Here is a 21,422-nt window from a genome sequence, read left to right as displayed (position 1 = left end):
CGGCGGCCCGGCCGGCGGTGCCGTCGGCGGCGCCGTCAACGGTGCCGCCAACGGCCAGGCCCCCGCCCACGACGCCGTTCCCGCCGTCGACCCCCGGCTCCTCGTCCGCGAGGAGGGCTTCGCCGGCTACTGGGGCGAGTTCCTCCGCAAGCTCCGCAGCGGCGAGCTCGGGTCCCTCCCCGTGATCGTCGGGCTGATCGTCATCGCCCTGGTCTTCCAGCTGCGGGACTCGGCCTTCCTCGGTGCGGAGAACCTGAACAACCTCTTCGTCACCGCCGCCGGCACCGGCCTGATCGCCGTCGGCATCGTCTTCGTGCTGATCCTCGGCGAGATCGACCTCTCCGTGGGCTCCGTCAGCGGGCTCGCGGCGGCCGTCTTCGCCGTGCTGAACGTCAGCCACGGCATGCCGGAGTGGCTGGCGCTGGTCCTCGCGATCCTCTCGGGCACCCTCATCGGCGCCCTGCACGGGTTCTTCTTCGCCCGGATTGGCGTGCCCGCGTTCGTCGTCACCCTGGCCGGTCTGCTCGGCTGGAACGGCCTGATGCTCCAGGTGCTCGGCTCCAACGGCACCATCAACCTCGACGACTCCGGCATCGTCGCCGGTCTCACCAATCACTACTTCAGCGACGTCTCCGCCGCCTACGGGCTGGCGACGCTGGCCGTGGCCGCGTTCTTCCTGGTGTCCTTCCGCGACAGCAGGCGGCGCGAGGCCGCGGGCGTGCCCAGCAGGCCGCTCAGCGAGATCGTGCTGCGCACGGTGGCGCTGGCCGTGCCCGCCTACGTGGTGGCCTGGCTCTTCAACCAGTACAAGGGCCTGCCGCTGGCCGTGGTGATCTTCCTCGGGGTCGTCGTGGCGCTCGACCTCGTGCTGCGCCGCACGCCGTACGGGCGGAAGGTCTTCGCCCTCGGCGGCAGCGTGGAGGCGGCCCGCCGCGCCGGCATCAACGTCGCCGCGGTCCGGATCTCCGTCTTCGCCCTCTCCGGGACGATGGCGGCCGTCGGCGGCATGTTCCTGGCGTCGCAGATCAACGCCGCGAACCAGTCCTCCGGGGCCGGCAGCCTGCTGATGAACGCCATCGCCGCGGCCGTCATCGGCGGCACCAGCCTCTTCGGCGGGCGCGGCAAGACCTGGTCCGCCCTGCTGGGCGTGCTGGTGATCCAGTCGATCGCGTCGGGCATGGCGCTGCTGGGCATCGCCTCGGCGGTCCAGTACATGATCACGGGCGCGGTGCTGCTGGCCGCGGTGGTGATCGACTCGGTCTCCCGGAAGACACAGAAGACCGCGGGCCGGGCGTAGGCCTCCTGCGTACGCGGGGCGGGCGTAGGCCCGCTGCATACGCGGGCAGGACACAGGCCTCCTGCGTACGCGGCCCTGGCGCAGGCCCTGCGCACGCGGGCCGGGCGTAGGCCTCCTGCATACGCGGGCCCGGCACAGGCCCGTGCGGCGCGTACGCCGGACGGGCGTAGGCCTCGTACGTACGAACGGGTACGTATGAACGGTACCTGCGGGTAAAGGTGCGAACGGGTGGGCCCGGGCTCTCGTGAGCCCGGGCCCACCCGTGCCGTTTCGAGCGGTTTGGGGGCCCGTACGCCCGTTCGCGTGACCCGGGTCGCATCACCCGTTCATCGCCACGGCGGGCGGAACATTAGACTCGACGGATCTAGAGGTTCCTCCGGCGGATCCTCCGGCGGTTCCTCCGACGGATCCAGAGGGTCCTCAGGACTTCTGCACGTTTCTACAAGCCGACAGCTCGACGAAGAGGAGGCACGGGTGGCCCTGCTGACCCGCATCAGGGAACCGCGCGACCTGGACCGGCTCAGCCCGGAGCAGCTCGACCGGCTCGCCGCGGAGATCCGCACCTTCCTCGTCGACGCCGTCTCCAAGACCGGCGGGCACCTCGGGCCCAACCTGGGCGTGGTCGAGCTCACCATCGCCCTCCACCGGGTCTTCGACTCGCCGAAGGACAAGGTCCTCTTCGACACCGGGCACCAGGCGTACGTCCACAAGCTGCTCACCGGCCGCCAGGACTTCTCGAAGCTGCGCGCCAAGGACGGCCTGTCCGGCTATCCCTCGCGCGCCGAGTCCGCCCACGACGTGATCGAGAACAGCCACGCCTCCACCGTGCTCGGCTGGGCCGACGGCCTCGCCAAGGCCAACCAGGTCCTCGGCAAGGACGACCACGTCGTCGCGGTCATCGGTGACGGCGCGCTCACCGGCGGCATGGCCTGGGAGGCGCTGAACAACATCGCCGTCGCCAAGGACCGCCCGCTCGTGATCGTCGTCAACGACAACGAGCGCTCCTACGAGCCCACCATCGGCGGCCTCGCCAACCACCTGGCCACCCTGCGCACCACGGACGGCTACGAGCGCTTCCTGGCCCGCGGCAAGGACATCCTCGAGCGCACCCCGGTCGTCGGGAAGCCGCTGTACGAGACGCTGCACGGCGCGAAGAAGGGCCTGAAGGACTTCATCGCCCCGCAGGGCATGTTCGAGGACCTGGGCCTGAAGTACGTCGGCCCGATCGACGGCCACGACATCGAGGCCCTGGAGTCCGCCCTGCAGCGCGCCAAGCGCTTCGGCGGCCCGGTCCTCGTGCACTGCCTGACCCAGAAGGGCCGCGGCTACAAGCACGCCGAGCAGAACGAGGCCGACCGCTTCCACGGCATCGGCGCGATCCACCCCGACACCGGCCTGCCCCTCGCCTCCTCCGGCGCCAGCTGGACCTCCGTCTTCGCCGACGAGATGGTCGAGCTCGGCAAGGAGCGCGAGGACATCGTCGCCATCACGGCGGCCATGATGCAGCCGGTCGGCCTCGGCAAGTTCGCCAAGGCCTTCCCCGAGCGCGTCTACGACGTCGGCATTGCCGAGCAGCACGCCGCCACCTCCGCGGCCGGCCTGGCCACCGGCGGCCTGCACCCGGTCTTCGCCGTCTACGCCACGTTCCTCAACCGCGCCTTCGACCAGGTCCTGATGGACGTCGCCCTGCACAAGTGCGGCGTCACCTTCGTCCTGGACCGCGCCGGCGTCACCGGCGACGACGGCGCCTCGCACAACGGCATGTGGGACATGTCGATCCTGCAGGTCGTCCCCGGCCTGCGCATCGCCGCCCCGCGCGACGCCGACCAGGTCCGCGCCCAGCTGCGCGAGGCCGTCGAGGTCAAGGACGCCCCCACCGTCGTGCGCTACTCCAAGGGCACCGTCGGCCCGGCCGTCGAGGCCGTCGGCCGCGTCGGCGGCATGGACGTGCTGCGCCGCCCCGCCGACGCCGTGGCGCGCCCCGACGTCCTCATCGTCTCCGTCGGCGCGCTCGCCCCGATGTGCCTGGAGATCGCCGACCTCCTCGACAAGCAGGGCATCTCCGCGACCGTCGTCGACCCGCGCTGGGTCAAGCCCGTCGACGAGGCCCTGCCCGGCCTCGCCGCCGAGCACCGCGTCGTCGTCACCGTCGAGGACAACAGCCGCGTCGGCGGCGTCGGCTCGGCCGTCGCCCAGGCGCTGCGCGACGCGGGCGTCGACCTGCCGCTGCGCGACTTCGGCATCCCGCCGCTCTTCCTCGACCACGCCTCCCGCAAGGAGGTCATGGCCGAGATCGGGCTGACCGCGCCGGACATCGCGCGGCAGGTGACGGGGCTCGTCGCCAAGCTCGATGGTCGCATCGAGGATGCGGCCGAGGTCGTTGCGGAGCCTGTAGGGGACTAGGCCCCGCCTCTGCCGTTCGTCGGCCGCGGGTCGTCTGTGGTTGCTCGCGCAGTTCCCCGCGCCCCTTACGGGGCGTGAGGGCCCGCAGCAGTCGTCGGCGCGCCCTCGGCCCGGCCGCTCCTTCACGGACCGGTCGGACCACCTATCCGGGTGGTCCGACCGGTCCGTATGCATAGGGGCCCCTGCGTCCCATCGGGTGAATCCTGAGGGTGGGTGGCAGGTCCGGCCACCCCGCGCCCCGGATCATCGCGGACACTCGCTCAGTTCACGGTGAGCGACGGCAGCGACGGCGAAGAGTGTGCGAGCAGGTGGAGGTGGGCCGATGAGCACGAGCAACGAACAGCCCCTCCGGGAGCCCCGCGGCAAGCGTGGGATCTTCCGGACCAAGTCGGTGGAGCAGTCCATCCGGGACACCGAGGAGCCCGAGCACGCCCTCAAGAAGTCCCTCACGGCCTTCGATCTGACCGTCTTCGGCGTCGGTGTCGTCATCGGCACCGGCATCTTCGTCCTCACCGGCAAGGTCGCCAAGGAGAACGCCGGCCCGTCGGTGGCGCTCGCCTTCGTCCTCGCCGGCATCGTCTGCGGGCTCGCGGCGCTGTGCTACGCCGAGTTCGCCTCCACCGTGCCGGTCGCCGGCTCCGCGTACACCTTCTCCTACGCCTCCCTCGGCGAGCTGCCCGCCTGGATCATCGGCTGGGACCTGATCCTGGAGCTGGCGCTGGGGTGCGCGGTCGTCGCCGTCGGCTGGTCCGGCTACATCCGCTCGCTGCTGGACAACGCGGGCTGGCACCTGCCCACCGTCCTGGAGGGCACGCACAACGGCAGCTTCGGCTTCGACCTCCTCGCCTGCATCCTCGTCCTGGTGCTGACGGCGATCCTCGTCCTCGGCATGAAGCTGTCCTCGCGCGTGACGGCCGTCGTGGTCGCGATCAAGGTCACCGTCGTGCTGATCGTGATCATCGTCGGGGCCTTCTTCATCACCGGCTCCAACTACGACCCGTTCATCCCCGAGTCCCAGAGCACCACGGCCGGAGGCGACATCCAGGCGCCGCTCATCCAGCTGATGTTCGGCTTCTCCCCGTCGAACTTCGGCGCCATGGGCATCTTCTCGGCCGCCGCCGTCGTCTTCTTCGCCTTCATCGGCTTCGACATCGTCGCCACCGCCGCCGAGGAGACCCGCAACCCCCAGCGCGACGTGCCGCGCGGCATCCTCGGCTCCCTCGCCATCTGCACGCTGCTCTACGTGGCCGTGTCCGTCGTCGTCACCGGCATGCAGAAGTACACCGAGCTGTCCACGGACGCGCCGCTCGCCGACGCCTTCAAGGCCACCGGGCACCCGTTCTGGGCCGGGCTCATCAGCTTCGGCGCGGCCGTCGGCCTGACGACCGTCTGCATGATCCTGCTGCTGGGGCAGAGCCGGGTGTTCTTCGCGATGAGCCGCGACGGGCTGCTGCCGAGGATCTTCTCCCGCGTCCACCCGAAGTACGGCACGCCGTACCGCTCCACGATCCTGCTCGGCGTGGTCGTGGCCGTGCTCGCGGGCTTCACCTCGATCGACGTCCTCGCCGAACTCGTCAACATCGGCACGCTCTTCGCGTTCGTCGTCGTGGCCCTCGGCGTCGTCATCCTCCGCCGCAAGCGGCCCGACCTGCCCCGGGCCTTCCGCACCCCGCTGGTGCCCCTGGTGCCCGTCCTGTCGGTCGTGGCCTCGCTGTGGCTGATGCTCAACCTGACGGCCGAGACGTGGCTGCGGTTCGCCGTGTGGATGGTCGTCGGCGTCGTCGTCTACTTCGTCTACGGGCGGCAGCACAGCCGCGTCCCGTAGCCGCGCCCGCCCCGCTACGGGCGTACCGCGCTCGGGCCCGCCACCTCCGCGCCGCAGGAGGTCACGCGGGCCCGCAGCCCGCGGTCGGCGGTGACGACCACGCACCGGCGGCCCGCCTCCCGGGCCGCCACGAGCTCCGCGATCCGGTCGTCGCCGCTCCCCGCGGCCTCCTCGATCCGTACGCCCGGCACCGGGCCGACGCCGCGCGCCTTGCCCTCCACCACGAGGACGACCTCGGGGGCGCCGGCGAACAGCTCACCGTCGCCGCGGTCCGCACGGTCCGCGAGGTGGTCCCGGAGCCTTTCGGTGGCCGCGCGGCGGTCGCGCCACCAGCCGTCCGGCACCGAGCCGACGACGTTCGCGGAGTCCACGACGAGGAGGACGGGGAGGAGGGCGCTCATGCCCCAAGCCTCGCACGCCGGCCCTGTACGCGGCCCGCGGCAGGAGGCCCTGACCGGCCACGATGTTATTGTCGAGGGTCGACAAACGGGCTCCGAGCGCAGCGCGACCGAGGCCGAATGCGAGAGCCGCATGTGAGAAAGGCTGGCAGCGAGTCATGGCAGTGCGTACGGCCACCCCGGTCACCGGCTGGCTACTGAGGGGGAGCGACGGCCGTCTGACGGCCTACGCACCGGCCGAGGGCGGTGTCGTGCGCTGGACCGAGACCCGGCCCGGCGGCCCCCAGTGGACGGGCCCGGAGCTGCTGGCCGTCCCCGGCCTGGAGGCCTGCCTGTCCATAGCGCAGAGCCCCCAGGGGTACGTGTACCTCGTCGGCGTGCGGCAGCGCGAGACCGAGGCGGGCGAGGCCGACACCGACATCGTGTACGCCACCCAGTTCCAGTCCGGCCGGCCGCCGACGAACTGGCGGTCGATCGGCTCGCCCCACGGCGCGGACCGGCAGCGCTCCGCCCAGCTGGGCGTCCCCACCGCCGCCGTCGACTCCACCGGCCTGCACGTCTTCGTGCGCAACTCCGGCGGCGGCGTCTGCGGCCGCCGGCAGGACGCCCGCGGCATCTGGAGCCCCTGGGCGGACATGAAGGGCAGTCACGTCCTCGACGGCCTGACCGCCACCGCGACGCCGTCCGGCCGCGTCGAACTGCTCGGCCCCGCGTCCGAGTTCGTCCTGCGCTGGCGCCAGGAGCAGCCGGGCGGCCCGGTGCGGCGCGTGCGCAACGTCCCCGCCAAGCCGGGTGCTTGCTCGGCCACGGCCGGGGTCACCGGCGACGACCGGGTCACCCACTTCTGGCGCGACGCGGCGGACGGCAGCCTGCAGACCCTCGCCCCGGAACCGGCGTCCGCCGAGGGCGCCGACACCGCTGAGGGCGCCGACACCGACGCCGAGCCGGCCACCGTCTCGGTGGGCGGCACGGGCAGCGGCCCGGTCGCCGTGCTGCACGCCGTCCTCGACGGCCACGCCTGCACCGTGCTGGCTCAGCGCGCGGCCTCCGGCCTGCCGGCCGTCGCCGTGTGCCCCAGCGGCGACGAGACGCTGGCCGCGCAGTGGTCGGAGACCGGCGAGGAGTTCACGGGCGCACCGGCCCTCGCCCTCGACGGGAACGGTCTCATCACCGTCGCCGTCCTCGGCACGGACGGCCACCTGCGCGTGGCCCGCCAGCGCACCGACGAGCCGGGCCTGGCGCTGGGGGAGTGGCAGCGGGTGTAGCGCGCCGCGGCGCTGCGGGGGCACACTGCACGTGTCCCTGCAGCAAGCGTTGTCGGCGGCTGTCAGCCCTCCGGGAGGCTTCGTGCTGTACGCCTTGGGGTTCGAGCGCATCGGCGTGGTGGCGAGCGACATGTACTTCGTCGATCCTGATCCGCTCCCCGGTCAGGAAGGCGCGGAACGGGGAGTGCGCCTTGAGGTCCGGCTCTTCCGGCGGGGGGAGTTGAAGGGAACCATCTACTCCTCACGGCCCATCGCCCTCGACCGCCCGATATGGCGGGCCGACCTGCTGGAGTCGGTGTCCGGGCCGCCCGGAAGCCTCGACCGGGCCCATCACCACCCGAGGTTCGACGACTGGAACCCCGGCGGGAGGGTCTTCACCGAAGCGCTGTCCGCCGCCCCGCTGGACTGGGTCGCCGGGCGGCTGTCGGACCTCGGCGGGCTGCTGGCCGAGGCGGGGGTCGACGAGAGCGAGGCCGGGCCGTCCGACGCGGCGGACCTGCGGGCGGCGGTGCCGGAGATCATGGCGGCCGTACGCCGGATGCACGAGGGTGTGGTGCGCGGCGAGCTGGCCCGGCCGCCGGCGGGCGAGCAGGCCGACGCCGCCCGTATCAGCTGGCTCTGACCAGCGGGCCGATCCCGCCCCCGCCCTCACAGCCGCTTCGCGCTCCGCAAGCCCGCCGCGTAGAAGCCGTTGCCGTCCAGGCGGGCCGTGCCGCCCTTGTCGCCGAAGGTGGGGCCGTTGGCTTCCTCGCGGCTGGAGATGAAGCGGGGCTTGCCGTCGGTGTCGAGGCCCATGTAGATGCCGACGTGGTCCAGGCGTTCGCCGGTGCGCTTGTCGATGTCGAAGAAGACGAGGTCGCCCGGCTGGAGCCGGTCCGTGGCCTCGGGGCGCTTGCCGGTGAGCTCCAGTACGGGTACGCCGGGGGAGAGCCGGGCCATGCCGTTGGCGGTGCGCGGGAGGCCGTCGCCCTTGACGTCCTTGGCCATCAGGGGGTAGCGGGCGCGGTAGCCGAAGACGGTGCGGATGAAGCCCGAGCAGTCCATGGCCCGGAAGCGCTGGCGCTCGGGCTGTTCCACGGTGCCGTCGCGGAAGCGGTAGGGGATGCCCAGGTAGTCGTAGAAGTCGGACTGCTCCAGGCGCAGGTCGCCCGCCACCGACCCGTTGGGGTTGAGCGGGCCGAACTGGGCGTCGCCGGCGTACGGGACGCCCTGGGCGTCCTTTTTCTGCGGGGCTCCTTCGAGGTACTCCATGGCGAAGGCGAAGATGTCGGGGTCCTTGCTGCCCAGGGACTTGCTGAACCAGTCCTTGAACCAGGCGGACTTCTCGGAGCCCTCCTTCCACGCTTCCGGCAGCAGGCGCACCCAGCTGTCCGTGGTGACCTTCGCCGAGGTGTACTTGGGCTCGGTGAAGGTGCGGCTCGCGCCGGTGAGGACGGCGGTGCGGGCGCCGTCGCTGAAGGTGGCGAGGACGCCGCCGTCCGCGGCGCGCACGACGGTGCGGGCCGGGTTGGCCAGCCGCTCGTAGCGCCGCTCCCCGGAGGCGGGCTTGGCGGCGGACGTTCCCCCGGCGCCGGAGACGGACTGGACCGGCGGCGCCGTGGTGTCCTGCTTCTCGCGCAGCTCCACCGTGAGGTACGCGCTGGTGCCGAGCAGGCCGAGCACGACCAGGGCGTGGAGGGCGTGGCGGCCGGTCGGGCCCTTGTTGCGGCTCTTGTTCCGGCCCTTGCTCCGGCCTTTGTTCCGGTCCTTCGTCATGGGGCTGCGCTCCGTGGGGTCGGGAAGTTCAGGCGGTGGGCATGAAGCCCAGCAGGATGCCGGCGGTCAGGACGACGTAGTTGGCGAGCGAGACCGTGCCGGTGGCCAGCAGGGTCGCGCCGCGCGGCTGGCGCACGAGCTGGTAGGCGATCAGGCCGGGGACGATGAAGCCGAGCGTCTGGTTGGCGTACATCAGCGGGAACTGCTGCTGCAGGATGACGTAGAGCGTCGCCTGCAGCACCACGCCGGTCAGTACGACCGCCGCGAACAGCCGCTTGCCGTAGAGGATGACGTAGCGCTGCAGCAAGAGCGTCGCCAGGTACGTCAGGACGGTGATGCCGACGACCATCGCGGCGCGCTGCAGGCTCTCGACGAGGGTGAGGGCCAGCCAGCCCGGGGTGATCATGCCGCCGGGGGAGAGGTTGGTCGTCAGGTAGCAGACCAGGGAGAACAGCAGGCCCAGGGCGATCCCGATGGCGGCGATCTCCGGGGTGAGGACGGCGGGGATCAACGGAAGTCTCCTGTGGGATCGATGTAGGTCGGCACGTACACCGGGGGCTCCTCCGGCTGCTGCGGCTCCTGCGGCCGCCGCGTCTGCGGGCTCTCGTCCGCCGGCAGTTCCGCCAGCCGCTCCAGCAGCAGTTCGCCCTGGCCGTGGATGTTGCCGATGGCGATCAGCGAGGCGCCGGGGCCGAGCCGGTCCAGGATCTCCCGCTCCAGTTCGGCCGGGTCGCGGCGGTCGCCGCCCAGGTCGACGATCTTCGAGCGCCATTCGGCGGGGATCGCGTCGGCGGCGCTCTTCGTCGGGTGACCGATCAGGAAGACCGATTCCGGTTCGAGGCGGGGGATCAGCTCGCCCATCTGCCCGTTGCGCTCGACGCGGTCCGGGCGGCAGTTGATGAGGACGTGCAGGGGGCGCTCGATCGCGCCCAGGCTCAGCAGCTGCTCGACGTTCATCAGCGTCGACTCGGGGTCGTTGGCAGCGAAGATGTTGGCGAAGCGGAACGGCAGGCCCTCGGGGGTGAGGTAGCGCTCGACGGAGAGCACGCCGGGGTCCGGCGGCGCGTCGTACATGCCCCGCAGCGCGGTGGCCCGGTCGACGCCGAGCAGCTCGGCGACGGCGAGCGCGATGGCGACGTTCTCCTTGAACGTGAACCAGCTGAAGCCCCGCAGCTCGGCGTCGGTGACCGTCTCCGGGTCCACGGCGATCAGCTCGCAGTCCCGCTTGGCGGCCTCCTCGCGCAGGATGTGCAGCCGGTCGCGCTCGGCGGTCACGCAGATGCCGCCGTGCGGCATCGACCGGCTCAGCGAGCGGGCCACGTCGTCCAGGGTGGGGCCCATCTCCGCCAGGTGGTCCTCGCGGACGTTGCACAGCACGCCGATCGTGGAGCGGATCAGCTTGCTCTGGTTGACCTCCTGCAGGGCCGGCATGACGGCCATGCACTCGATGACCAGCGCGTGCGGCCGGTACGCGGCGGCGCGCCGCACGATGCCGATCTGCTCCACGACGTTGGCGATGCCGAACTTGCGGTAGACAGGCTCCTCGGTGGCGTCCGGGTGGATGAAGCGCGCCGCGGTGCCAGTGGTCTTGGCGACCGTGACCAGGCCACCGCCGCGCAGCGCGCCCGCGCACAGCCGGGTGATGGAGCTCTTGCCGCGGATGCCGTTGATCAGCACCCGGGTGGGGATCATGTCCAGGTTGGTGAAGTGGCGGCGCTGCTCGACGACGCCCGCGACCAGGACGATCGCGCAGCAGATCACCAGGACCGTGTAGAGGAAGAGCACCGCGTCAGTTCCTTCCGGAGGGGCGCGCCGGCTGCTTCTGGTTCAGCTGCTGCCGGATCAGTTCGAGGTTGCGGACGACCGCGCCCGCCTCGTCGTGGTGCTGGGGGAACAGCACCGTCCTGCGGTCGCCCCCGGCCAGCGCCTCCGCCCGGCCGGCGAGCGTGCGCAGCGGGCGGATGACGAGGATGTGCAGCCAGCCCAGGCAGGCCACGGCGGCGGTGACGCCGAGCAGCCCGGCGAGCATGGTGTGCCGCTGCGCGGTGTACTCGGGCAGCTCCAGCCAGGACGCCGGCTGCTCGCTGACGACCTGCCAGCCGAGGTCGCGGACCGCTCCGCCGCCGGTGAAGGGCGCGGCGGCCGCGAGGGAGGAGCCGCCCGAGGTGCGGTGCAGCAGCGCGGTGCCGTTGGTGGCCTTGCGCGCCTTGACCGCGAGGTCGTCCAGGTGGCGGCCGGGCAGCCGGGAGAAGGCGCGGAAGCCGTGCTGGCGGTCGGCGGCGACGATGCGGTGCTTGTCGTCCACGAGCCACACCTGGCCCAGGCCGGGCCGGGTGACCATGGAGATCAGGAACTGCGGGTCGTACTCGCCGACGACGGTGCGGCCCTTGCCGCCGGGCACGGCCGCGTACGCGGCGACCGCGGGCTCCTTGCCGGAGGTGTTGAGCTGGGCGACGGAGTCCGCATACGGCTTGCGGCCGCCGGGGTGGCGCGGGGAGGCCCCGGCGCGGGTGAGGACCTTGCCGTCGGCGTCGAGGACGTAGACGGCGCGGTAGCGCGGGTGCTCGCGCAGCGTCGTCTGCAGGACGGCCTTGTCGGCGGCGTCGTCCTTGCCGCCGCCCGCCCCGACGATCTGCGCGACGGAGGCGACGTCGGCCCAGCCCTCGTTGAGCGCCTTGCGGACGCGGTCGGCGGCGGTGTCCGTGCGCCGGCGCTGGTCCTCGACCAGCTGCTTGGGGACGGTCACGCCGCTGCCGGCGCGGTTGAGGAGCAGCAGGAGCGGCGCGGCCCAGGCGAGCAGGACGACGCCGCAGACGATGACGGTGGCGCGGGTGCCGAAGCCGCCGCGGGCCCGGCCGGTGCGGGTGGGCCGGCCGCCGAGCAGCTGGCCGCGCAGGCTCTCCAGGGCGGCGCCGATCCGGGCCGGCTCGCGGCCGCGGAACCTGCGCACCGGCCGGTCGAGCTCGCCGCGGCCGATCCTGCGGCTCTCCAGGTACAGCTGGATCAGCGGGCGCTGGACCGTGCGGATCAGGATCCAGGTGACGAGCACGGCGAGGACGAGCAGTACGGCGGCGGCCACCAGCCCGAAGGCCTGGGTGCGCACCGCCTTGGCGTCCTCCGTGATCTTGACGGAGGTGACCACGGACAGGCCGAGGCCGCCCGCGGGGCTGGTCTCGCCGGGGGAGCGGCCGGCCGCCGCGTAGCCCACGGCGGTGCGGTGCGCCTTGTCCGGGCCGCCCATGAGGTGGCCGCTGGCGCCCGGGTGGCCGCCGGGCTCGGGGATCTTGCCGAACGCCGCGGCGGCAGTCTTCGCGGCGCGCTTGGCCCACGCCGTCCGGGTGATCGAGGGGCCGTCCTTGGCGAGGACCGTGCCGGCGGAGTCGACCACGAGCAGGGACCGGTTCTCGCCGGTGGAGATGCCCGGCACGTTGAGGGTGCCGGAGGCGACGAGCAGCCGCGTCTTGCCGCCGTCGCGCAGGGCGGCGGTGACGAGCATGCGGGTCTCACCGGAGGGGAGCTTCACCAGCCGGGGGGCGAGGCCGCCGTCCTTGTCGCCTTTTCCTCCGCTATCGGAATTTTTGTCCCCGCCACCCTTGAGGACATCGGCCAGGGGAATCGTTTCGCCGCGCGCGGCCAGCAGGCTGCCCCCGGCGGGGTCGATGACCGCGAGGCCGCGCCACTTGTTGTAGACCTTGCCGAGCTTGTCCAGGACGGTGTCCGCCGGTACGGCCTCGGGCCCGGTGAACAGCGCGGCGGCGCGCTGGAGATCGGTGACGCTCTCGTCCAGGGAGGCCCGCAGGGCGAGCGCGCCGTCCTCCGCCACCCGCTGCTGCGAGCTCAGCACGGCCTTGTCGACGGCGGCCCGGTCGTGATCGCCCAGCACCAGGGCGGTCGCCCCGGCCACCAGTAGCAGCAGCGCCAGGAGCGCGGCGATCGGCGGGCGGGCGCCGCCGAGCAGCGGCATGTCGGCGCGCCGGCGTATCTTGCGCCGACGCGCGCCGCGCGGAGCGGAGGGCGGCATCGCTGGGTATTCCTTTCGGCCGCGGCACGGCATTGCCGGGACGGCGGAATACCTTGTTCTGCTTGCCGCTCATCAGGGTGGACTAACGGGAACCGCAGAATTCTAAGTGGAACATAAAGTATTGACAAAACCTTGGCGACATGTAGCTCATGTGCGTGCGTATCGGGTGCAGTTGAAGTAGGGGCGGGAAAGCGTGCGGCTCCGGGGTACTTTTGCCGGCATGACGACCCAGCCGGATGCCGCCCGTACAGCGCGCATGATCCGCGTCGCCCGTACGGTGCCGGCCTGCGTGCTGCTCGCTGCGCTGGCCCTGGCCGGGGCGGCCGGCTGCGGGGGCACGTCGGCCGCGGACGGCGACGGGGGCGGGGGCGGGCGCAAGGACACCACCAGGTCGCGCAGGGCCGCGCCGCAGCCCCCCGGCACCGGCACCGTCGATCTCGCCCGCCGCATCACCGACTACACCGACGGCATCACCGCCGACGGCAGCTACCGCATCCCCTCCGAGCGCGAGCGCCGCGCCGCCGCCGAGGGCGTGCGCGCCCTCCTCGACGGGGACCGCACCGCGGCCGTGCGCCGGCTGGGCGGCATCGGGTACGCGGTGCGCACCCTGGTCGACAGCAGCGGCGGCGCACGGTACGCGGAGGTCGCCGACGCCACGCGGGAGGGCGAGGTCCGGCGCGGCTGGGGGCGCGTCTACGTGGACCTGCGCGGCCCCGCCCGCTGGCAGGTCCAGGTCCCGCACCCCTCCGCCGACCAGCGCACCGAGCAGCTCGGCATCGGGCTCCTGCGCGGCGCCCCGGGCGGCGTGCTCGTCCTGGCCGGCGCGCACCGCGCGGCGGACTCCGGGGACGGCCCCGACGCCGCGGACGTCGCCCACCGCCGCGACTCCGTCTTCGCCGCCGTCGCAGCCGCCCTCGCCGACCGCCGCCTGCCCGCCGTCCAGGTCCACGGCTTCGCCGACAGCAGCCTCCCCGACCACGACGTCGTCGTCTCCCCCGGCAAGGGCGAGGAGGGCCTCCCCTCCGCCGTCCGCCTCGCCGCCGCCTACCGCGCCCAGGGCCTGCGCGTCTGCGAGGTCTGGGAGCGCTACTGCGGCCGCCTCGAGGGGCGTACGAACGTGGAGGGCGAGTACGCGGAGGAGGCGGGGGTGCCGTTCCTGCACGTGGAGCACAACCGCCGGGTACGGGACGACGACGGGCTCGTGGCGAAGGCGGTGCGGGCGCTGCTGGAGGTGGCCACGAGGTGGGGCGCGGGGCAGCGCTGACGGCGGGGCGTGGAACGGGTGGGGCACAAAACGACCCTGGCGCAAAACGGAGCTGACGGTTCGCTCCGCCGGGTGGCCTTCGGGCGATTTCCGTACCGGGGACCGAGGGGGAGGGGTTAGCTGGCCCCTATGTCGGTGCCGGTGCCGGTGCCGGTGCCAGTGCCAGTGCCGGTGCCGGTCCCGCGGCGGCCGGGAGTCGGAGACGGGGGAGCCTATGGGGGCGCCACTGCGCCGGGCGCGCGCGCAACGACGCATCGGGCTCGGGCTGGCCTGCGCGGCTCTGGCCGGCCTGGCCGTCGTGCTGTGGCGGGGTGACGTCGACAGCCCCGGGACGGCGACGTGGATCTCCGTCGTCTCCGCCCTGGTCTCGGCGTTCGCCTTCGTCGCCGACCTCCTGAACGGCCCCGACGACCGTGACCCCCTCGACGGGGCGGGCCGCGGGCCGCGGGCGGCCGACGCCCTCGCCGAAGCCGTGCGCAGCCAGTGGGACGCGGAGGCGCAGCTGCGCCGGCTCCAGGACCCGGAGCCGCTGTGCGTCCGCTGGTCCCGCGTCGGCCCGCCGCTCGCCGACCATCCGGGCAACGTCCACCGGGGGCGCCCGGTGCCCCCGCCGCGCGACGGCGATCAGCAGCTCGACCGGGTCGTCGAGGCGTTCGCGGCGGTGCCGTCGCGCCGGCTGGTGGTCCTGGGCGGCCCGGGGGCGGGCAAGAGCATCCTCGCCGTGCAGTTCGTCCTGGGGATGCTCGCCGCCCGGCGGCGGGGCGGTCCGGTGCCCGTGTTCTTCCCTCTCGCCGGGTGGAATCCGCAGGCCCTCACCCTGCGGGCGTGGCTCGCGGAACGGCTCTCCGCGGAGTACCCCGCGCTGGCCGCCTCGGACGGCGACTCCGTCCTGGCCCACGGCCTGCTGCGGGCCGGGCTCGTCCTGCCCGTGCTCGACGGCTTCGACGAGCTTCCCCCGCCGGTGCAGGGCGAGGCGATGCGGCGGCTCAACGGGGAGCTGGACGAACGGCTGCCCGTCCTGCTCACCTGCCGCACCACCGCCTGGACCCGCGCCGTGGAGGCCGGCGACGTCCTGACCGCCGCGGAAGTCGTCGAGTTGCGGCGGCTCGACTTCGGCACGGCGCGCCACTACCTGGAGCGCACCGCACGGCCGGACGGCCGGGGCTCGACCTCGTGGACTCCGGTGCTGGAGGCGCCCCCGGGGCCGCTGACCGAGGTGCTGGGCACGCCGCTGATGGTGGCCCTGGCCCGCACCGTCTACGGGGACACCTCCCGCGACCCGGCCGAGCTCCTGGACGCGGCGCGCTTCCCCACGGCGGAGAGCATCGAGGAACACCTGCTGGACGCCTTCGTGCCCGCGGCCTTCGGCGACGCGCCCGGAAGCACCTGGCGGCCGGACGCGGCCCACCGCTGGCTCCGCCGGCTCGCCCGCGACCTGGACGGCGGCGATCCGGGCCGTCACCGCGACGGAGGGCGCCACGGTCCGGACCGCGACGGTCAGGACCGCCGGCGCGGCACGTGGCGGCTCGCCTGGTGGGAGCTGCCGGACGCGATGCCGAAGGCGCTGCGCGTGATCGGCCCCGCCCTGCTGGCCCTCCTCGCGACGGCCGCGCTGCTGGTGCCGCTGGCCTGGTTCGGCAACGGCGTCGTCGGCGAGTGGGACAGCTCGCTGTCGATGGTCCTCCACCTCACGGGCGTCCTCGTGGGCCTGTGCTGCGGGTTCGCCCGCCTGCTGCCCGGCACGGCGGACACCCCGCAAGGGCCGCGCCGGCTGGCCCGCATGGCGGTGACGCTGACCGCCATCGCCGCGCCCCTGGCCGCGGTGTGCGGCCTCCTCGCGCCGCCGCTCTTCGGCCTGAGGCTGGGGGACGCGGTCACGCCGCGGCCCATCTGGTTCTTCAACGGGTGCGCCTTCGGGCTGATCCTGTCGATGCTCTTCGCCGTCGCCGGCCTGCCCCGGCGCCCGCCCCCGCTGGGCCTGCCGTGGGCCGGCAGCGCGAGCGGCCCGGGGGCCGTCCGCGCACTGGCGGCCGGCCTCACCTTCGCCGTACCGGTCCTCCTGGTCGTCCGGCTCGTCGTACCGGCCACGATCTGCTTCGTGGCCGGGCTGCTCCTGTTCCTGGCCGGGCAGCGCCACGGCGAACGGGCCGCGGCACCCTTCACGGGCCCTGCCGCCGTGCTCCGCGGCTTCGGGACCGGTCTGCTGCGCGGGTTCCTCGTCTGCTCGCTCATCGGGGTGTCCGTCTCCGCGGTCGTCGGCGGCGTCGTGGGCGCGTTCGCGGCGTACGAGGTCCGGTCGGCCCCCTCGCTGACGGATGGTCAGCGGGTCGGCGGCTGGTACGTCCGGGAGTCGCCCGACGGCATCCGCACCGTCGACTCCGCGAAGCCGTACGCGGGCGAGCTGCTCCCCCGCGGCCCGCACCTCAAGCCGCTCGCCGTACCGCGCCGCAGCCGCATCGCGCACAACGGACGCACGCCGCACCCCTTCCACCAGCCGGTGCGCATCCGCATGGAGCACGGCGGGCCGGTGCTCCATGCGGCGGGCCGCCCTCCCGCAGACGCCTGGAACGTGGTGACCGAACTGCCGCACGACGTCCGGCTGTGGCTCGCGTACCGCAGCGCCCCGTCCGTCATCGGCGACGTCGTCGTCCCGCTCGCCGAGTTCGGCGTGCTGATCGGCGCCATCGGAGGCTGCGCCTCAGGCGTCTACCGCGCCCTGAGCACCCCTTCCGACACCCTCCGCGCCGCCGGCCCCCAGAGCACCCTGCGCACCGACCGCGCCGCCACCGCGGCGCGCAGCGCCATCGCCGCCGTCCTCGCGGGCGGCGTGTGCCTGGCGCTGATCCGGCTGGTCGGCAACGGCGGCGCGCTGGGCACCATGCACACCGAACTGTGGGTGCCGCTCGGCACCTCCGCGCTCGCGCTGAGCGCCTGGGGCCGGCTCGGCGCGGCCCGCATCTGGCTGGCCGTCACCGGCCGGGCACCCTGGCGGCTCATGGCCTTCCTCGAAGAGGCCCACCGCCGCGGCGTCCTGCGCCAGTCGGGCGCGCACTACGAGTTCCGCCACTTGCGGCTCCAGCAGCGTCTCGCGGGAGCCGCGGACGACGACGAGCGCAGGGTTCCGGCGCCGGTGGCGTGAGCAGCAGCTGCTGCCGGGCACCGGGCACCGGGCACCGGGCACCGGGCACCGGCCCCCGGCCGCGGCTCGCCGGCCCCGTGCCGTTCACACGGACACCGGCGGCCTCTCTCAGCTGACGGCGTCGAGCAGCAGTTTCGCCGCCACCGTCGCCCCGTCGGTGCGGACCGTGCCGGCCACGGCCTGCGCTCGTACCCGGGTCTCCGGTGCCAGGGCCGTCCCGAGCGCGGCCGACAGGGAACCGGCCGTCGGAGCCGGACCGTCGTGCGCCACGCCGATGCCCAGATCGGCCACCCTTTCGGCCCAGTACGGCTGGTCCGCCCCCTGGGGCACCACCACCTGGGGCACACCGGCCCGGGCGGCCGTCGTCGTGGTGCCCGCGCTGCCGTGGTGCACGACGGCGGCCACTCGGGCGAACAGCGCCTGGTGGTTGACCTCGCCGACGGAGAAGCAGTCGTCCTGATCGTCGATCAGCTCGAGTCCGGCCCAGCCACGGGAGACGATCGCGCGACGGCCCTGTGCGCGGATCGCCTCGACGGCCGCCCGGGCGACGTCCTTCGCGGCGCTCATGGGCATGCTGCCGAAGCCCGCGTACACGGGCGGCGCGCCGGCGTCCAGGAACGCCACCAGCTCGTCCGGGAGCGGGCGTTCGTCCGGCCGGAACCACGCGCCGGTCTGTACGACGCCGAGGTCCGTCGGCCGCCACGGGCTCAGGACCGGGTCCGTCGCCAGCCACGGGCTGCCGGAGAAGGCGTAGTCGCGGACGTTGTCCACCGCCGGCAGGCCGTTCGCCGCCCGGTGGGCGTTGAGCACCTCACCGAACATCTCGTTCGCGTTGCGGGCGTCCAGGTCCCACAGCTCCAGGTTGTCGCTCACCCCCGGCGGCAGGGGGCGGCCCCGCCGTGCGGGCGGAGGCTGGTGGGGCGAGGGCAGGCTGACCGGCGTGTGACTCGCGTGCACGTAGCGGATGCCCAGCTTCTCGGCCACCGACCGTCCGCTCGCCGTGACCGGCAGCGGCCCGGTCGCCACCAGCGCGTCACATCCCTCGGCCGCCGCGGCGACCGGGCCGAACTGCGCCGCCATCAAGTCGGCCGTGCGCTGCGCCAGGCCCGCCGCCGACCCGGGCACGACCGTGGTCACGAGGGGACGCACCGGCGCACCGACCGGCACCAGCGGCACACCGGCGCCGGCCAGCAGCTGCGCGAACTCCTCGTCCGGCGGCGCGCACACCCGCACCTCCGCGCCGAGTTCCCGCAGCCGCACCGCGAGCCCCACCATCGGCTCGACGCTCCCGCGCGCCCCGTACGTCGACACCAACACACGCATTTTCGTCATTCTCACTTCTGTAGATTCCGGCCTCCGGTCACGGCCGAAAGGGGTGCTGCGTCCGGGCGCCGGCCGCCCGTCGGCTTTCCTCGTCGGATCCGCTCGTCGGATCCGCTCGTCAGCCCTGCTCGTCCGCCGTGGGCAGCACCTTGGAGAAGGTGCTGATGGTGAGGCCGGAGTCGAAGGATCGCGTGGCGACCGGGGCGAAGTCCATCGGGGCGAAGGGCCCGTCGAAGAGGGGGACGCCGGACCCGATGACGAGGGGGTTGCGCTTGATGATCAGTTCGTCGATCTCGTCGCGCAGGGCGGCCGCCAGTTTGCCGCCTCCGCACAGCCAGATGTCCATGCCGTCCTGCTGCTTGAGCTCACGGACGAGCGCGACCGGGTCGTCGACGACGGTCACTGCCGGGTCGGGGCTGGTGAGCGTGCGGGAGACGACGTACTGCGTGAGGTGGGCGTACGGGCTGGTCCACCCCATCTTCAGCCCCGGCTCGTAGGTGGCGCGGCCCATGATCACCGTGTCGAACCGCCGGGCGGCCCGGTCGGCGATGCCCAGCGGCTCGCGCGCGGGCGTGGGCATCGTCTCGGGGAAGTCCGCCAGGACCGCGGCGGCCTCCTCGCCGGCGAAGGGGAAGAAGTCGTACTGACCTTCGGGACCGGCGATGTAGCCGTCGAGGGTGGCGGCGACGTAGTAGGTCAGCTTGCGCAAGAGGTGCTCGCATTTCTTCAGGGGAGGGGGCGGTGGGTGGCGCGGGTACGGCTCAGGTCGCGGACACCCGGCCTGACCTGGGGTTTCCGGGTCAGGTGGGCGATTCTGCGGCATGACCGGGGCCTTGCCGCAAGCCCCCCTGTGCGCTATATCTTGATCATGGAAAGAGCGGGGGCCCCTTTCCCCTCCCCTTCTCGCCCCCTTCCTCCTCTCCTCTCCTCTCCTCTCCGGTCCGCCGAGGCCGGCCGGGTCTCCCGTGACAGCCGTGATCTCCGGCGTTGACGCGGGCCGGGGCCTGTCGGTCTAATGGGCGTGTGGCGCGTGGCGCCGGCCAAAGAGAACTGGGCCGGCCGGCAGCCGGGCGACCACCCGTTGTGCAGGGGTCTTCCCATGAATTCACGCTTCGCAGGCTGAGCCTGACGCAGGCGCACCTTCCGTGCGCCCATGCGCTCTGCGCCCGGCGCGCGCTCTGCGCGCCCTTTCCCTTCTTGTGTTCCTCCGCCTCGCGCGGATTCCCGTCTTCAGGCGTTCCCGCGCCGACCAGGCATCTCCGTGCCGGTCCGCGCGGTCCGCCCTGCATTTTTCGGAGAGCCCACCCCGTATGTCCAGCGCGTCTTCTTTCAACCAGTCCGTCATCGACGAGTTCCGGGCCAACGGCGGAAAGGTCGGCGGCCCCTTCGAGGGCGGCGACCTGCTGTTGCTGACCACGACCGGTGCGCGGTCCGGCGTGGAGCGCACCACGCCGCTCGGCTACGTGCGCCACGACGTCCTGCTCATGGTCGTCGGGTCCAACCTCGGGGCCCCGCGGCACCCGGACTGGTACCACAACCTGCTGGCCCACCCCGTCGTCCGGGTGGAGATCGGCACCGAGGCGTACGAGGCGGTCGCGGTGCCCGCCGAAGGAGAGCGCCGCGACCGGCTGTTCGCGCACGTGGTGAGCGCCCAGCCCGGCTACGGCACGTACCAGGAGAGGACCACCCGCACCCTGCCGGTGGTGGTCCTGGAGCGCCCCGCGGGCGGGGCCGCGGCCGATGCCCCCTCCCCGGTGCGGACCCTCGCCGACGAGCTCGTGGAGGTACACGTCTGGCTCCGCGCGCAGCTCGAGCACGTGCGCGCCGAGACCGAGGCCCACTTCGCCGCGCGGGCGGCGCACCAGGGGCCGGGCGAGCCGCCGGCACCGGGACTCGGGCTGCAGATCCGCCAGCACTGCCTGGCGTTCTGCCAGTCGCTGGAGTTCCACCACGCCGGCGAGGACCGGCACATGTTCCCGGCGATGGAGGCCCGCCACCCCCACCTCGCCGACGCCTTCGCACGGCTGCGCGCCGAGCACCGCACGGTCGCCCGTCTCCAGGGCGAGCTGAGCGCCCTCCTGGCCGACATCGCCGGTGCCGACCCGGTGCGGTTCCGTGCGGAGCTGGAGCGGATGTCGGAAGAGCTGACGGCACACCTCGACTACGAGGAGGAGACGCTCCTGCCGCTCCTGGCCGGGGTTCCCTTCCCGCCGGCCTCTTAGCGTGCGCGCGGCGGTGAGCGCGGAAGGGGGCGGGGCGTTCAGCAGCCCGTGAGGTTGGCCTCCAGGTGGGACAGGAGCCGGGTCAGCTCCTTGCGGTCGTCCTCGGCGAGGCCGGCCAGGGTGCGTTCCTCCAGCTCCTGCCACACCTGCTCCACCTCCTTGCGCAGCGCCTCGCCCGCCGCCGTGGTCTCCACCAGGACGGCGCGGCGGTCGCCGGGGCACGGGGACCGGGTGACCAGGCCGGTCTGCTCCAGCCGCTGGACCATGCGGGTCACGGTCGAGGGGTCGAGGCCGAGCAGCTTGATCAGTTCGGACTGGCGCTGCGGCCCGGACTCCCACAGCAGCATCATCAGCAGCTCCTGCCCCGGGTAGAGCCCGAGCTTGCGCAGCAGGTTGCCGGCGGTGCTGCGGTGGGCCCGGGCGACGCGGGCGATGGCGTGGCTGACCTGGCCGCCGCCCCCGGCGCACAGCGGCAGGGCGGGGGCGGCATCGGGGCAGGACGGCGGGGTG

16 protein-coding genes are annotated in these 21,422 nt (G+C 73.4%); 8 read left to right on the top strand and 8 right to left on the bottom strand.

All coding sequences use genetic code 11. The features are described 5' to 3' along the window. The 3 genes from ACSNOG_RS24295 to ACSNOG_RS24285 all read left to right on the top strand — a co-directional run. On the top strand, window positions 1–1,297 hold a 1,297-nt coding region (locus ACSNOG_RS24295; protein WP_436754828.1), incomplete at its 5' end, for a sugar ABC transporter permease. Window positions 1,298–1,771: 474 nt separating this feature from the next. Next, on the top strand, window positions 1,772–3,700 hold the full coding sequence (gene dxs, locus ACSNOG_RS24290; RefSeq protein WP_436754827.1) for a 1-deoxy-D-xylulose-5-phosphate synthase: 1,929 nt from the start codon (window positions 1,772–1,774) through the stop codon (window positions 3,698–3,700). 322 nt (window positions 3,701–4,022) lie between these two features. Beyond that, on the top strand, window positions 4,023–5,525 hold the full coding sequence (locus ACSNOG_RS24285) for an amino acid permease (protein WP_436754826.1): 1,503 nt from the start codon (window positions 4,023–4,025) through the stop codon (window positions 5,523–5,525). Window positions 5,526–5,539: 14 nt separating this feature from the next. Here ACSNOG_RS24285 and ACSNOG_RS24280 read toward each other — a convergent pair whose 3' ends face one another. Continuing rightward, window positions 5,540–5,926, bottom strand: coding sequence for an NTP pyrophosphohydrolase (locus ACSNOG_RS24280; protein ID WP_436754825.1), 387 nt, complete (start codon window positions 5,924–5,926; stop codon window positions 5,540–5,542). 155 nt (window positions 5,927–6,081) lie between these two features. Between ACSNOG_RS24280 and ACSNOG_RS24275 the strand changes: the two genes are divergently transcribed. Together ACSNOG_RS24275 and ACSNOG_RS24270 are read left to right on the top strand one after the other, a co-directional pair. Continuing rightward, the gene (locus ACSNOG_RS24275) at window positions 6,082–7,188 is read left to right on the top strand and encodes a hypothetical protein (protein ID WP_436754824.1); all 1,107 of its coding nucleotides are present in this window, start codon (window positions 6,082–6,084) and stop codon (window positions 7,186–7,188) included. An 82-nt stretch (window positions 7,189–7,270) separates the two neighbouring features. Continuing rightward, the gene (locus ACSNOG_RS24270) at window positions 7,271–7,810 is read left to right on the top strand and encodes a hypothetical protein (protein WP_436754823.1); all 540 of its coding nucleotides are present in this window, start codon (window positions 7,271–7,273) and stop codon (window positions 7,808–7,810) included. A 26-nt stretch (window positions 7,811–7,836) separates the two neighbouring features. Here the strand turns inward: ACSNOG_RS24270 and ACSNOG_RS24265 are convergent, their stop codons facing one another. Genes ACSNOG_RS24265 through ACSNOG_RS24250 form a run of 4 tightly spaced genes read right to left on the bottom strand, consistent with a single transcriptional unit; the run spans window position 7,837 to window position 12,964 of the window. Beyond that, on the bottom strand, window positions 7,837–8,943 hold the full coding sequence (locus ACSNOG_RS24265) for a C40 family peptidase (protein WP_436754822.1): 1,107 nt from the start codon (window positions 8,941–8,943) through the stop codon (window positions 7,837–7,839). 28 nt (window positions 8,944–8,971) lie between these two features. Then, the gene (locus ACSNOG_RS24260; RefSeq protein ID WP_030365939.1) at window positions 8,972–9,454 is read right to left on the bottom strand and encodes a poly-gamma-glutamate biosynthesis protein PgsC/CapC; all 483 of its coding nucleotides are present in this window, start codon (window positions 9,452–9,454) and stop codon (window positions 8,972–8,974) included. Then, window positions 9,451–10,728: a poly-gamma-glutamate synthase PgsB gene (pgsB, locus tag ACSNOG_RS24255; RefSeq protein WP_436754821.1), complete on the bottom strand. Its 1,278-nt coding sequence runs from the start codon at window positions 10,726–10,728 to the stop codon at window positions 9,451–9,453. The genes ACSNOG_RS24260 and pgsB overlap by 4 nt, the downstream gene beginning before the upstream one ends. A 4-nt stretch (window positions 10,729–10,732) precedes the next feature. Then, complete coding sequence (locus tag ACSNOG_RS24250) at window positions 10,733–12,964, bottom strand: HAMP domain-containing protein (RefSeq protein ID WP_436754820.1); 2,232 nt, start codon at window positions 12,962–12,964, stop codon at window positions 10,733–10,735. 220 nt (window positions 12,965–13,184) lie between these two features. On the opposite strand from ACSNOG_RS24250, the gene ACSNOG_RS24245 reads away from it, so the two are divergent. Continuing rightward, the gene (locus tag ACSNOG_RS24245; protein WP_436754819.1) at window positions 13,185–14,228 is read left to right on the top strand and encodes a hypothetical protein; all 1,044 of its coding nucleotides are present in this window, start codon (window positions 13,185–13,187) and stop codon (window positions 14,226–14,228) included. A gap of 214 nt (window positions 14,229–14,442) precedes the next feature. Next, entirely contained in the window at window positions 14,443–17,367 is a 2,925-nt protein-coding gene (locus ACSNOG_RS24240; protein ID WP_436754818.1) for an NACHT domain-containing protein, read from the top strand. Between the two features lie 108 nt (window positions 17,368–17,475). Here the strand turns inward: ACSNOG_RS24240 and ACSNOG_RS24235 are convergent, their stop codons facing one another. Further along, window positions 17,476–18,690, bottom strand: coding sequence for a glycosyltransferase (locus ACSNOG_RS24235; protein WP_436754817.1), 1,215 nt, complete (start codon window positions 18,688–18,690; stop codon window positions 17,476–17,478). A 118-nt stretch (window positions 18,691–18,808) separates the two neighbouring features. After that, entirely contained in the window at window positions 18,809–19,399 is a 591-nt protein-coding gene (locus ACSNOG_RS24230) for a dihydrofolate reductase family protein (RefSeq protein WP_436754816.1), read from the bottom strand. 601 nt (window positions 19,400–20,000) lie between these two features. On the opposite strand from ACSNOG_RS24230, the gene ACSNOG_RS24225 reads away from it, so the two are divergent. Then, entirely contained in the window at window positions 20,001–20,912 is a 912-nt protein-coding gene (locus tag ACSNOG_RS24225) for a nitroreductase/quinone reductase family protein (protein ID WP_436754815.1), read from the top strand. Window positions 20,913–20,950: 38 nt separating this feature from the next. Here ACSNOG_RS24225 and ACSNOG_RS24220 read toward each other — a convergent pair. Then, window positions 20,951–21,422 (bottom strand): MarR family winged helix-turn-helix transcriptional regulator (locus ACSNOG_RS24220; RefSeq protein ID WP_436754814.1); only part of this gene is annotated, 472 nt, incomplete at its 5' end.

This window comes from Streptomyces sp. URMC 124 (assembly GCF_051386455.1).
In the GTDB taxonomy this organism is placed as follows: Bacteria; Actinomycetota; Actinomycetes; order Streptomycetales; family Streptomycetaceae; genus Streptomyces.
Note: the sequence above shows the minus strand (reverse complement) of the source record. Positions and strands in the feature narration are given on the sequence as shown.